This is a genomic window from Pacificibacter sp. (assembly GCF_039769035.1).
GTDB lineage: Bacteria > Pseudomonadota > Alphaproteobacteria > Rhodobacterales > Rhodobacteraceae > Celeribacter.
This window is the reverse complement of sequence record NZ_JBDMZG010000009.1, coordinates 1-13,027: the sequence shown is the minus strand read 5'-3', so window position 1 is coordinate 13,027 and position 13,027 is coordinate 1. Positions and strand designations below refer to the sequence as shown.

Here is a 13,027-nt window from a genome sequence, read left to right as displayed (position 1 = left end):
GGGATGTCGACATCCCGCGCTTCCCGAATGGGTTTGCCGTTGTCCAAGGTTTCCAGCACGGAAAACAGACGCGCGTGTTTTTGCACCAAACGTGCCAGCGCATAGAGATATTTCGCCCGCGCTTTGCCACCGATTTTGGCCCACTTGTTCTGAGCTTTGCGTGCAGCCGCAACGGCCGTATCTACGTCGCTTTGTGTGGCTTGGGTAAGCTGTGCCAAGACTTCACCCGTTGCCGGATTTTTGCTTTCAAAAGCGGCACCGGCGTCAGTCATTTTGCCGTTTATGAAATGCCCGAAGTGACCACCATTGTCGGCCAGCCAATTGCGGGCCTCGCTCGCGCTTTCTGGGGCTGTTCCGTAGTCCATGGTCTCGAAAATCTCTTTTACTGTCATCTTGTGGCCTCAATGGCTGTCGTGTCTATTTTTAGGGGCGCGTCGAACACATCAGCCAATCGGGTGGCGATATGCTGCAGAATAGTGACCGGTTACGTGGTGTTCGAGTTGGCGTTCAATGTCGCCCAAAAGGCTTGAAGCGCCAAAGCGGAACATGTGCGGTTGCATCCAATGCATTCCGAGTTCTTCTTTGATCAAACTTAGGTACACCAGTGAATCTTTGGCTTTTGAAATGCCGCCCGCAGGTTTGTAACCCACACGAAAGCCTGTGCGCGCCTGATAGTCGCGAATGGCACGGATCATGGTGAGCGACACGGGCAGGGTGGCATTGACGCTTTCTTTGCCGGTTGAGGTTTTGATGAAATCGGCACCCGCCATCATACAAATATACGAGGCACGAGCGACATTTCGCAAAGACCCAAGTTCGCCCGTGGCCAAAATGGCCTTCACATGCGCATCGCCGCAGGCCGCGCGAAATGCGCGCATTTCATCATACAGAGCTTGCCAGTTTCCGGTCAAAACATGGCGGCGGGAAATGACGATATCGATCTCACGCGCCCCCGCTTTGACGCTTTCCTCGATCTCTTGCACGCGCAAGTGAAACGGCGATAGGCCAGCAGGAAAACCAGTTGAGACGGCGGCCACAGGGATGCCCGTGCCGTCCAGTGCCTCAACGGCGGTTTCAACCATATCGTGATAAACACAGACAGCGCCTGTGGTGATGCCATCCATGCCAAGTGCGTCCAAAATATCGCGGCGCACTGGGTTTGCGGCCTTGGCGCACAGGCGTTTCACACGACCCGCTGTGTCGTCGCCTGCCAAAGTGGTCAGGTCGATCATGGTGATGGCTTTGAGCAGCCAAGCGGCTTGGTGATCTTTTTTGACAGAGCGCCGCCCAGGCAAGGTCGCGCAACGGCGTTCGATTGCCGATGTATTGGCCTGCGCGCCAAGTGCCCAGTCAAGATCGAGCGGCACGCCGGTGTTGCGTGGCTCGTGCACTTGCGGCAAATGCGTAGTGGTCTGCGCAGGTGTCATTTCGGTGGTGGTCATCATTGCGGCTCCGTCTATCTGCACGCCTAGGCTGGCATGATGCATGAGCTTTGGCAATGTTTGACCTATTGGTCAAATGTTTTACGCGAAATGTGCCGCAACGTAGGGTTTGGGCGCCTGCATTTACGGCAAGTTTGGGTGACAGCCCATAGCAAAACGAGTAAAGCCAGTGTGAGAGAGCTAAAACCCAAAGGTGACTTATGTCTAACCCAACATCTTTTGATCGGTCCATCAAGATTGCGCCCTCAATCTTGGCGGCTGATTTCGCAAATTTTGGTCAAGAAATCGAAGCCGTCGAAGCGCTAGGCGCCGACTGGATCCATGTCGATGTGATGGATGGGCACTTTGTGCCAAACATCACGTTTGGTGCGGCGACCTGTAAAGCCATTCGCCCACACGTCAAAACTGTGATGGATGTGCATTTGATGATCGCGCCTGTCGACGCCTACATCGAGGACTTCGCCGATGCTGGCGCTGATTTTATTACCGCGCATCTGGAAGCTGGCCCCCATATTCACCGCACGCTTCAGGCCATTCGTGGCGCGGGTGCTAAAGCGGGGCTTGCTTTGAACCCTGGCACATCTGTGGATGACGTCGCCTATCTGTTGGATATGGTCGATCTTGTGTGCGTCATGACTGTTAACCCAGGTTTTGGCGGACAAAAGTTCATTCATTCTCAGGTCGAGAAGGTCCGCAAATTGCGCGCGATGATTGGTGATCGCCCGATCCATATTGAAATCGATGGCGGAGTAGATCCGACGACAGCACCGCTTGTTGCCGCCGCTGGGGCAGACGTTTTGGTTGCAGGTTCCGCAGTGTTTAAAGGCGGATCAGTTCAAAATACGGCACCTTACGGGGAAAACATTGCAGCAATTCGAAAAGCCGCCCAAACGCTTGCCTAAGAAGCGCGCGTAAAGGGGGCGGCGCAACCTGCCCCTTTTGCGTTGTCAATTTAGGTGCTCGCAACGGCATTCCGAAGTGTCAACCGGTCCATCTGTGCCATAGGCGCAATAAACGTCACATGGTCCCGTTGCGACAGTATTTCGACATCTTCAGCGTAATCCAAGGTGAGATCACGCACGATATCGGGCGTCCATCCAGGCACGTCACATGGCGGCGATTTGAACTGATCGAGTGCAAATTCGTCAATAATTTCCTGCACGGCTTGTTCATAACTCTGGGGCGTGTCGTCGGGGTGGTCATTGAAGTAACTCTGAAATTTCGAAACGCCCTCAGGCAATAGCACGCTTTGAATAACGGCATGCGCATCTGTAAAAACTGTGCCCTCGGGGGCGTTGGTGAGATGTTTTAAAACGCGTGGCCAGATGAGAGGCGCATCCTCGTCGCGCCAAAGCGTAAACTTGGCTTGCGGAAATTTGTTTTGCAGTTGGTCTAGGGTGTCGACCCAAGACAGGGTGGTTGGATCACTGTCATCGACGACAAACCTTAGAGATTTTGATTTTAATTCGGCATTGGCAACGGAACTCACCAAGTGTGCAGGGTTCCGTAGCGCCAATGCGATGTGAAGCTCATGCTGAGAAAAGAACTCAGAAATGCGTGAGAGCAGTTGGAAGTTTGACGCATAAAGTCGACCGCGATCAAACATGCGATTAAAGTCACCAATCATGCTTTCATTCTGAAGCAACATGCTGTGCGCGCCAGTGCAGTCGCCCAAAAATGCGTTCAGCACTTCGTTCTCTTCGTGCAAAATTGGTGGCAGCCCATCAAGGCGTTTCAAGGTGGCCCCAAAAATTCGGTTCTGCTGCCTCAAAACTGGCGTCACAATGTTCTGCTCTAAAAGCATTTGTCTGTTTTGGTTGAGCGCTTTCGCGAGAAATGGTGCTCTTGTGTGGTGCGCGCCAATTTGGAACGTTATTCGCATGGTTTCATCCGTTTCATGACGTCTTGCAAAGCACATTGTACCGCTGATGTTTTAACGGGTGGTTTCGCGGCGCTCAACTGCAGAGATTTTTTGTAGACTCGCGTCTGCGTTTGGACGCTTTGGGCGTGGTGAGATCAATGACCGGCGAGACGACTTTTGTCTGACCAAAGTGGCTATGTATCGGGCATCCGTTTCGTGCATTATTGCCGCGCTAATCTTTGAAAAAGCTTAAAAAAACGACACTATGCAGACCGCTTTTGTGTTGCTGCATCGCAGCGCCTAGTACACTATCAATTCAGCATCAAGGAGCGGACATGTCTATTACAGCAGGTATCTACCATTTAACCCACTACAAATATGACAAGCCAGTCACTTTGGGTCCGCAGGTCATTCGGTTGCGCCCCGCACCGCATTCACGCACGCGGGTGATTTCGCACAGCCTGTCCGTCTCTCCTGCTGGTCATTTTGTGAATCATCAGCAAGACCAATACGGCAACTGGATGGCGCGTTTGGTGTTCCCCGAACCAGTCACTGAGTTTAAGATCGAGGTCGATTTGGTTGCGGATATGTCTGTCTACAATCCGTTTGATTTCTTTGTGGAAGACAGCGCCAAAGAGTTCCCGTTTACCTATGATGCGGACATTGCAGAAGATCTTTCAATCTATCTGCGCGCAGAGCCGGTTGGAAAACTGCTCAAGAAATTCATAAAAAGCATCTCGCGCGATCCGGTCGTGACCATTGATTTTCTGGTGATGTTGAACAGCCGTCTGGCAAACGAAATCAACTACGAAATTCGTATGGAACCGGGCGTGCAAACCGCCGAACAAACCCTCAAGCGCGAGGCGGGGTCTTGTCGTGATACAAGCTGGTTGTTGGTGCAAGTCTTGCGCAATCTTGGTTTGGCCGCGCGGTTTGTCTCTGGCTATCTGATCCAGTTGAAACCTGACCTTGTGGCGATTGACGGACCTGCAGGAACCGATACCGACTTCACCGATTTGCATGCTTGGGTCGAGGTGTATCTGCCTGGCGCGGGCTGGGTTGGGCTTGATCCAACATCGGGGCTTTTGGCGGGCGAAAGCCACATTCCATTAGCCGCGACACCGCATTATCGTCACGCGGCACCAATTTCTGGCGTCTCCAGCGATGTTGCTTCTGATTTTTCCTTCGACATGCAGGTGACGCGTACAGCGGAACATCCGCGCATCACCAAGCCGTTTTCCGACGATTCTTGGGATGATCTCAATGCGCTGGGCCTTGCCGTCGATAAGCGTCTGAATGACGGGGATGTGCGCCTCACCATGGGGGGCGAGCCGACGTTCGTCTCTATTGATGACTTTGAAAGTTCTGAGTGGAATTCCGACGCAGTCGGCCCGACAAAACGCGGTCTCGCTGACACGCTGATCCGGCGTTTGCAGGAAAGTTTTTCAAGCGGCGGGTTGCTGCACTATGGGCAGGGCAAATGGTACCCAGGTGAAACCTTGCCAAGATGGACGTTCTCGCTGTTTTGGCGCAAAGACGGCCAGCCAATCTGGCATAACCCTGAGCTTTTGGCGCGTGAGGACACGCAAGAAGACGTTGGCCCCGACGATGCGCAAGCACTTTTGGTGGCGATTGCAACAAGCCTTGAGGTCCCACAAGAAAACGTCGTGCCAGCCTTTGAAGATCCGGCCGATTGGATTGTAAAAGAGGGCAATCTGCCCGCGAATGTGACGCCGGACAACTCCAAGCTCAAGGATCCTGAAGAGCGGGCACGGATTGCCAAGGTATTCGAACGTGGCCTGACGACACCTGCGGGCTATGTATTGCCAGTCCAGCGCTGGCAAGCGCGTGCGCAAAGCAAATGGCTGTCCGAAGTTTGGGAAATGCGTCGCGGCAAAGTCTTCTTGGTCGCGGGGGACAGCCCCGTTGGCTATCGCCTGCCGCTTGGTGCCTTGCCGCATATTCCAGAAAGCGAGTATCCGTTCATCAATCCACAAGACCCAACGGAAGAGCGCGCGCCTTTGCCGGATGCCGTTGTTCCCCAAGTGGTCACGTCAACGCAACCTGTGTCCAGCCGTCAAGAAACGCCTGCGAGCCAAACACAGGTCGGGCAAACGCTGCACGATCTGAGCGGACGCGTGCGCACAGCCGTGTCCGTCGAAGCGCGTGACGGACGCCTGTGTGTGTTCTTGCCGCCTGTTGAAAGGCTCGAAGACTATCTTGAGCTCATTGCGGCTGTTGAAGCGGCAGCGAAAACCACGGGCCGCAAGGTTTTGATTGAAGGCTACGCACCGCCGCATGATCCACGCATTGAAGTGTTGCGCATCGCACCTGATCCCGGCGTTCTTGAGGTCAATATTCACCCCGCTGCAAGCTGGGAAGAATGCGTCGAGACGACCGAAGTTGTCTATGAGCAAGCGCGCCAGTGTCGCTTGGGCACTGACAAATTTATGACCGACGGCCGCCACACGGGCACAGGGGGCGGTAACCACATTGTTGTTGGGGGCGCGACACCCATTGATAGCCCGTTCTTGCGCCGTCCAGATTTGCTCAAAAGCTTGATCTTGTTCTGGCAACGCCATCCGAGCTTGTCCTACTTGTTCTCAGGCACCTTTGTTGGCCCCACCAGCCAAGCGCCGCGTATCGATGAGGCGCGCCACGACGGGCTATACGAACTCGAAATTGCGCTTGATCAGATTTGGCCGCCCGAAGATGGCACCCCGCCGCCACCGTGGTTGACCGATCGTTTGTTGCGAAATGCGCTGATCGACGTCACGGGCAACACGCACAGAACCGAAATTTGCATCGACAAGCTCTTCTCACCGGACGGACCAACAGGTCGGTTGGGGCTTGTGGAGTTCCGCGGCTTTGAGATGCCACCGAACCCGCGTATGAGCCTTGCGCAGCAGGTGCTGATCCGATCCATTATTGCGCGCTGCTGGGATGATCCGATCAGTGGAAACCTGACGCGCTGGGGCACAACGCTGCACGATCGCTTTATGTTGCCGAACTTCATCTGGGAAGACTTCCTTGACGTGCTTGCGGACCTGTCTCAGCACGATATGAAACTTGATCCTGAATGGTTTACAGCGCAGTCCGAATTCCGGTTCCCGTTCTGCGGCGAAGTCAGCCTTGAAGGCATGACCTTGGAGCTGCGTCAAGCGCTTGAGCCATGGCATGTGCTGGGCGAAACCGGCGCAATCGGCGGCACTGTGCGCTACACCGACAGCTCGTCAGAGCGCTTGCAAGTCAAACTAACGGGCGCAAATCCGGACCGCTATATTGTGACGGCAAACCAGCGCGTGGTTCCGCTGCAAAAAACGGCTGAAACGGGCACCCGTGTTGGTGGCGTGCGCTACAAGGCTTGGAAGCCTGCCTTGTCACTGCATCCGGTGTTGGAGGTCGACGCACCATTGACCTTTGATATCTACGATACTTGGTCTAAACGGTCATTGGGCGGATGTCGTTATCACGTCGCTCATCCGGGGGGGCGTAGTTTTGACACCTTCCCTGTGAACGGCAACGAAGCGGAGGCACGGCGTTTGAGCAGGTTTGAAAAGATGGGGCACAGTGGCGGGACGTTTGTACCGACACCTGAACGCACGCATCCGGAATTTCCGATGACGCTTGATCTGCGCCGCCGCGCTGGGCTGTAACAACCATGTCGACCGCGCCTTCTCAGACGACCGATGATGCGAGTTCCAATCTGCTTGACGGATATGTGGAACAGGTCGCTGCGGGCGCGCGGCACAATGACGAAATGGTGGGGCCAGATGGCAATCTGAAACCCGTTTGGGCCCCCTTTTTCGAGCATCTTAGCAGCTTAAGTCCCAAAGATTTGTCGCGCAGGTTTGCGCGCGGGGATCAGTATTTGCGTGACGCAGGTGTGCTGTATCGCCAGTACGACGAAAGCATGTCGAGCGAACGAAAATGGCCGCTCAGCCATATTCCGGTTATTATCGAAGAGCCGGAGTGGCAGAAAATTTCCGCGGGCTTGATCGAGCGAGCCAATCTTCTTGAAGGCGTTTTACGTGATTTTTACGGCGCCAACACGCTGGTCAGTTCGGGCCAATTGCCTGCGACCATTCTCAGCCAAAACCCAGCGTGGTTGCGGCCGATGGTTGGTACTATCCGAGAAGATGAATCTGTCCTAAATTCACTTTCGTTCGAGCTTGGCCGTGGTCCTGACGGAAAATGGTGGGTGATCAGCGATATCGTTGAGGCGCCATCAACCACGGGCTTTGCAATCGAAAACCGCATCGCGATGGGCCGCGTGTTCCCGAACTTTTTTAACGGGGCAAATATTCACCGTTTGGCGGGGTTCTTTCAAAAGTTCCAAAAGACGCTTCTTGAAATGAAAGGGCAGGCGGACGGCGAAATCGCGCTATTGTCGCCTGGACCATTGAACCAAAACTACGCGGAACATGCTTATATTGCGCGCTATTTGGGGCTGTTGCTGGTCGAGGGCGAGGATTTGATCGTCCAGAATGGGCAAGCGATGGTGCGAACTGTTGCTGGCAATAAGCCGATCAGCCTGCTTTGGAACCGTTTGCCCAGCAAAATGTTCGACCCGCTGGAACTTGACCCAACGTCCATGATCGGCACGGCTGGCTTGGTGCAAGCTGTGCGCGATGGAGAGCTTAAGACGGTCAATATGGTCGGGGCAGGGGTGCTGGAAACGCGGGCCTTGATGGCGTTCTTGCCCAAGATTGCGCGCGCGCAGCTTGGGCGTGGATTGTCTTTGCCCAACATCGCGACGTGGTGGTGCGGACAAGACAGTCAGCGCAGCGAGGTCTTGGCCAACCGAGACCGCATGATGGTCGGTGATGCGTTTTCGACGACACCGCTCATGGCCGATATAACGACGATGTCGCTTGGCTCAGACCCGCGCAGTCCTCAGGCTGCCGAGTTGGCTGAGATTCTTCAGAAAAATGGTGCAAATCTTGTTGGGCAAGAGTCGGTCACACTGTCGACGACACCGTCTTTTGAAGACGGTCGCCTTGTCGCGCGCCCGATGTGTCTGCGCATTTCCTTGGGCCGTACTGCGGATGGCTGGGCCGTGATGCCGGGTGGATACGCGCGGATCAGTGGTGGTTCAGATGCCAAGGCCTTGACCATGCAGCAAGGCGGAAAAGTTGCAGACGTTTGGATCACCAGCAAGTCCAAGGTCGAAACGCCGTCACTTTTGACTGAGAACGACGCGGCCTACAGCCACAACAGTACCCAATCGATTTTGCCCAGCCGCGCCGCCGACAATCTGTTTTGGGTTGGTCGGTATGTTGAACGTGCAGAGCAAAATATGCGACTTTTCCGCGCTTATTTTGCACGTATTTCAGACGGCGCGAAGCATGATGATTCATTGCCAAAATTCATGCGGGCTGCGCTCATGGACAAAGTTGCGCCCGAGGCGCATGCCATGGCGCAGAATTTTGCAAAGCCGCTTGAATTTGCGTTGCAGTCTGCGGCGCGCATCAGTGATCGCGTGTCCCCCGACGGCTTGATGGCGTTGCGGGCTTTGGTGACGCAGCTCAGTGACTTGGATTTACACACGATCACGCCTGACGATATTCCGATCGAGATCTCGGCGCTTTTGCGGCAGGTCACGGGGTTTTCGGGCCTTGTGCACGAGAACATGTATCGCTCAGACGGATGGCGGTTCCTGAGTTTAGGGGTGTCGTTGGAACGCGCTGCCAACATGTGTGGCATCCTTGCGGCTGGCATCGACGAAAAGGCGCCTTTGGGCATGTTTGACCTCGCGCTCGACGTCGGCGACAGCGTGGTGTCGCACCGCGCGCAATTCATGAGCCAAGCCAGCACGGCCTCTGTTTTGGGGCTTTTGGCTTTTGATCCGCAAAATCCACGATCCATACGCTATCACCTGTCACGGGCGCGCCAGCATATTTCGCGGTTGCCGCGCCAAGACAGCGGACATGAACTGAGCGATGTTGCACGTGAAGTGTTGCGCTCTGAAGCGCATCTCATGACCAGTGAGACAGCGCAGGTCAATCCGGCGTTTTTGATCCAGCTGCGCCAAGACATCTGGAAGATTTCAACCGCGCTGAACAAGGCCTATTTTGTCTGATCATGATTTATAGCATTCGCCTCAAGATCACCCACAACTACAATCAATCGGCGACCAATGGGCGGCATCTCATTCGTGTCTTGCCCAAAATGATTGCCGAGCGCCAGCACGTCACCACCCACCACGTGGAGATCCTGCCAAAGCCTGACACGCGGCGTGATGCGGTTGATTTCTTTGGCAATGTGACCACGACCTGTGTGCATTCCCAACCGCACAAAGAGATGGCCATTAAGTTGGCGTGCCATGTTGAGATGTCTCCGGCGTTAAGCTGGATGGACACGTCAGGAGCGGCAAAAGACCTGCGAAGCTGCTGGATGGCAGTGACGGATCTTGGGCCTGACTCTCCTTTGCATTTTCTAGGGCCATCACAACGTCTGCGGCCGAACAGCGCCATCACAGAATTTGCCAAAGCGATTTATGCACCGCAGGACAGTGTTGCTGCGAATGTCATAAGCATTGGCCAAGCATTGTATGACGCGATGACTTTTGACAGTGCGGCGACAGACGTCGACACCGACCCAGCAGACGCGTTTCAATTGCGCCGCGGCGTGTGTCAGGACTTTACACATATTATGATCCTTGCGCTGCAAGCCGTGGACATTCCGGCAGCGTATGTCAGCGGATTTTTACGCACCTTGCCCCCAGAAGGTGGTGTTAAGCTTGAAGGGGCGGATGCGATGCACGCATGGGTGCGCGCGTGGTGCGGGCCCGCGCAAGGTTGGGTCGAATATGACCCGACAAATGCAACGCTTGTGAGCACGGACCACGTCGTTGTGGGCTATGGTCGCGACTACGCCGACCTGCCGCCCGTGAACGGTCACTTGAGATCTTCAGGCGGGCAGGTAAATGCGCAGGCGGTCGATATGGAAGTCGTGAGTTAGTCTGGCGAAACAGTATGGCTGCGTTTGGACGCCGCAACGTTGTGCCAAGCCAGTTCCAGCATCTCAGCGCTGACTTCAGCTGGCTCGCCTTGGTATCTGCACGCGGCGATAACGTGTTGCAAAATAAAGCCTGGGTGCGCCCCTGAGGTTGCATAGCCTTCGTCGACATATTTGTCCTTAAAGAAGGCCTTAATGATGTCAGGTTTCCACTCAAGGTTCAGCCTGTTGCACGCGCCCTCGAACACTTCCATGTATTCGTCTTCGGTTGGGCTTGGTACGTGGATTTTGAAATAGATCCGCCGCAAACCAGCAGCGTCGCCCAAGTCAGATGGCGCCATATTTGTCGAGAAAACGACAAGCTGATCAAACGGTACGGTGAATTTTTTACCGGTGTGGAGCGACAGAATGTCGAAGCCCTTTTCAAGCGGCACAATCCAACGGTTCAGGTAATCTTGTGGCGTTTCAACTTGGCGACCAAAGTCATCCAAAACGAACACGCCACCGAGGGCTTTCAAATGCATCGGGGCTTCATAGAAGCGTGATGTTTCTTCGAAAGACAAGTCCAGCATTTTGAGTGTCAGCTCACCACCGGCAAAGACGATCGGGCGTTCACAGCGCACCCAACGCTGATCAATTCTAGGCGCGTCTTCAGGTGCGGGAGCTTCGATGTGAAGGGTCTCATCGAAAAAGCGAATGATTTGATTGCCGATGATGATTGCATAGGGAAAGAACACGTGGTCACGGAATGACTTTCCGAGTGCTTCTGCCAAAGATGTTTTGCCGTTACCCGCTTCGCCCCAAAGCAACATCGACCGACCAGAGTTTGCCGCTGGGCCGAGTTGCGACTTTAGGATGTTGGGGATCACGAGGTGCGAAAACGATTTGTCCAAGTCATTACGGTGGACTTCTTCGTGTGAAATTGACTGCGACCGAATTTGATCGGAAAACTCTTTCAATGTGACGGGGGCTGGGCCGACATACTGTGATACGGCATTTGCCTCTAACGCCCACTTGTTGCCGAGATCAGTCAAGCTGTAGCGGATGTCTGATTTGATATCATCTGTTGATGAAAGACCTTGTGCCTCAACCAACTGCAGACTTGTCATCTCTTTAATCAGCTGGCGACAAATCAGCTTCGGAAGCTTAATAACGTCAGAAATTTGTGTCGGCGTTAGAATGCCGCCCTCGTACAAAGTTTTGCTTACGAGACCCACCAAAAAGCTGGTCGAAAGCCCTGTATCTTCGATTGTCCGTGGAGACGGCGCACACTCAAAAATATTCATGTGAAGTAGCTCCAATTCACTGCCAGCGGACGATTTGAAGTAGAAAAACTGTCAAATCCCACTTTGTAGATATGTGCCATTTAGCACGCGTAATAAGCGTTTTTAGCGCCATCAGCAAAATTCTGCTGACTGAGGACGTGTCATAAATGCATGCCCTGAGCCAAAATAGTCAAGAGTATATATACTTTTGTTTCGAATACGTCTTAACTGCCTGTAATCTTGGCACATCAGGTGATTGAGGAATTAAAATTGATTATACGTTCAGCTTTAACATTGGCAGTTGTACTCACTTTGTCGGCCTGTGACGGGATCGGCCTTAGTGAATTTAGCGCGACGAGCGATGGCCCCGCATCATTGGATAGTGAGGCAAATCGCGAGTTTTACCCCAACGAACAAGAGCTCGTCGAAGGTCAGGCTCAGTTCAATGAAGGTAACTACGGTCTCGCGTTTCAGGCGTACAGAAAAGCCGTCAACGCAGCCAACACTGACCCTGCAGCCTGGTTGGGCTACGCGGCCTCAGCAGACATGCTTGGCCGATTTGATGAGTCCGAAAAGGCCTATCGTTTGCTGAAACCAGTCATCGGCAACCGGATCGAATATCTGAACAACTATGGATATTCTTTGTTGCTGCGTGGCGAGTTGAGAGAAGCGCGGAAGTATTTCGTCAGAGCGTATGAAATCGATCCGTCGAACGAATTCGCAGCTAACAATTTGGAAATGTTGCGTAATTCCGTGAACTATCCACGGCGTTCTGCTGGCGATTTGCGGAGCCTCTAATGTTCAGTTTGTGGTGCCCATGCATTTAATTGGTGCTTTGGCACTCTGCGGAGCTATAGGGCTATTGGTTTGGATCGCCATCTGCGACTTTCGCACGTTGACGATCCGAAACAGATATATCTTGATATTGATTGCCCTATACGTTCCGACACTTTTTTATCGCGGGTTCGAAAGCCTGCCGAGCGATCTAATCGCTGCGGCGGTCCTTTTCGTTATAGGTTTTATCAGCTGGGAACTGAGGATGATCGGCGGGGGCGACGTTAAGCTATTTTTCGCCCTTGGTTTGTATCTCGGCTACGATGGATTGGGCGCCTTTTGCGTGCTGCTGCTCGTTTTGTCATTGGCGGCGCTTTTAGGGCTTACATTGGTTCGAAAGTTTGCTGTGCCGGAGCCCTCAAGCTACATAATGCAGCGCCTCAAGGTCATCACCGCTGAGCAAAAATTGCCCTATGGTGTTATTTTGATTGGCGCATCACTTCCGCCGATTGTGGCAGGTGCACTGACCATTGGTTGATAATTGGTCGGTTTCGTGGTTAAACTATAGACTATTAGGCTGGCCAATAGACGGCAGGGCCTCGTTGTTTTCAATTCATATCTGCAATATTTTGTACGTCGTCAGAGTTTTTGGGTCCAGAGGCTGCGTAATTTAGGCGAGTATCTGGCTCATCTGGTTGGTTGTATTATGCGGCGCGTGTGCTGTG

10 protein-coding genes are annotated in these 13,027 nt (G+C 53.7%); 6 read left to right on the top strand and 4 right to left on the bottom strand.

Annotated elements, in window-relative coordinates; all coding sequences use genetic code 11:
• The coding region (locus ABF287_RS00670; protein WP_347183096.1) for an aldehyde dehydrogenase family protein at window positions 1-392 on the bottom strand (392 nt) is incomplete at its 3' end.
• A 51-nt stretch (window positions 393-443) separates the two neighbouring features.
• Window positions 444-1,442, bottom strand: coding sequence for a deoxyribose-phosphate aldolase (deoC, locus tag ABF287_RS00665; RefSeq protein ID WP_347183098.1), 999 nt, complete (start codon window positions 1,440-1,442; stop codon window positions 444-446).
• A gap of 200 nt (window positions 1,443-1,642) precedes the next feature.
• On the opposite strand from deoC, the gene rpe reads away from it, so the two are divergent.
• A complete protein-coding gene (rpe, locus tag ABF287_RS00660) occupies window positions 1,643-2,344 on the top strand; it encodes a ribulose-phosphate 3-epimerase (RefSeq protein ID WP_347183095.1) in 702 nt (233 codons plus the stop codon).
• A 50-nt stretch (window positions 2,345-2,394) separates the two neighbouring features.
• On the opposite strand, the gene ABF287_RS00655 is transcribed toward rpe, so the two are convergent.
• Window positions 2,395-3,180 carry a hypothetical protein gene (locus ABF287_RS00655; RefSeq protein ID WP_347183094.1) on the bottom strand — a complete coding sequence of 262 codons (786 nt, stop codon included), beginning with the start codon at window positions 3,178-3,180 and terminating at the stop codon, window positions 2,395-2,397.
• Between the two features lie 458 nt (window positions 3,181-3,638).
• Here ABF287_RS00655 and ABF287_RS00650 point away from each other — a divergent pair, with 458 nt between their 5' ends.
• From ABF287_RS00650 to ABF287_RS00640, 3 genes are read left to right on the top strand one after another with little or no spacing between them, the layout of a single operon-like run.
• Window positions 3,639-6,959 (top strand): transglutaminase family protein, encoded by a 3,321-nt coding sequence (locus tag ABF287_RS00650; protein WP_347183093.1) that lies wholly within the window; start codon window positions 3,639-3,641, stop codon window positions 6,957-6,959.
• 5 nt (window positions 6,960-6,964) lie between these two features.
• Window positions 6,965-9,385 (top strand): circularly permuted type 2 ATP-grasp protein, encoded by a 2,421-nt coding sequence (locus ABF287_RS00645; RefSeq protein WP_347183092.1) that lies wholly within the window; start codon window positions 6,965-6,967, stop codon window positions 9,383-9,385.
• Window positions 9,386-9,387: 2 nt separating this feature from the next.
• Window positions 9,388-10,266, top strand: coding sequence for a transglutaminase family protein (locus ABF287_RS00640; protein WP_347183091.1), 879 nt, complete (start codon window positions 9,388-9,390; stop codon window positions 10,264-10,266).
• Here ABF287_RS00640 and ABF287_RS00635 read toward each other — a convergent pair.
• Window positions 10,263-11,549: a hypothetical protein gene (locus ABF287_RS00635; RefSeq protein ID WP_347183090.1), complete on the bottom strand. Its 1,287-nt coding sequence runs from the start codon at window positions 11,547-11,549 to the stop codon at window positions 10,263-10,265. The genes ABF287_RS00640 and ABF287_RS00635 overlap by 4 nt on opposite strands.
• A gap of 249 nt (window positions 11,550-11,798) precedes the next feature.
• On the opposite strand from ABF287_RS00635, the gene ABF287_RS00630 reads away from it, so the two are divergent.
• Together ABF287_RS00630 and ABF287_RS00625 are read left to right on the top strand one after the other, a co-directional pair.
• The gene (locus ABF287_RS00630) at window positions 11,799-12,326 is read left to right on the top strand and encodes a tetratricopeptide repeat protein (RefSeq protein WP_347183089.1); all 528 of its coding nucleotides are present in this window, start codon (window positions 11,799-11,801) and stop codon (window positions 12,324-12,326) included.
• 19 nt (window positions 12,327-12,345) lie between these two features.
• Window positions 12,346-12,840, top strand: coding sequence for a prepilin peptidase (locus ABF287_RS00625; protein ID WP_347183097.1), 495 nt, complete (start codon window positions 12,346-12,348; stop codon window positions 12,838-12,840).
• Window positions 12,841-13,027: the final 187 nt, after the last annotated feature.

What these genes read in the sequence shown, in the direction of transcription:
- deoC (WP_347183098.1), bottom strand. Translation starts at nt 1,442, where the DNA reads ATGACCACCACCGAAATGACACCTGCGCAGACCACTACGCATTTGCCG.
- rpe (WP_347183095.1), top strand. Translation starts at nt 1,643, where the DNA reads ATGTCTAACCCAACATCTTTTGATCGGTCCATCAAGATTGCGCCCTCA.
- ABF287_RS00650 (WP_347183093.1), top strand. Translation starts at nt 3,639, where the DNA reads ATGTCTATTACAGCAGGTATCTACCATTTAACCCACTACAAATATGAC.
- ABF287_RS00645 (WP_347183092.1), top strand. Translation starts at nt 6,965, where the DNA reads ATGTCGACCGCGCCTTCTCAGACGACCGATGATGCGAGTTCCAATCTG.
- ABF287_RS00640 (WP_347183091.1), top strand. Translation starts at nt 9,388, where the DNA reads ATGATTTATAGCATTCGCCTCAAGATCACCCACAACTACAATCAATCG.
- ABF287_RS00635 (WP_347183090.1), bottom strand. Translation starts at nt 11,549, where the DNA reads ATGAATATTTTTGAGTGTGCGCCGTCTCCACGGACAATCGAAGATACA.
- ABF287_RS00625 (WP_347183097.1), top strand. Translation starts at nt 12,346, where the DNA reads ATGCATTTAATTGGTGCTTTGGCACTCTGCGGAGCTATAGGGCTATTG.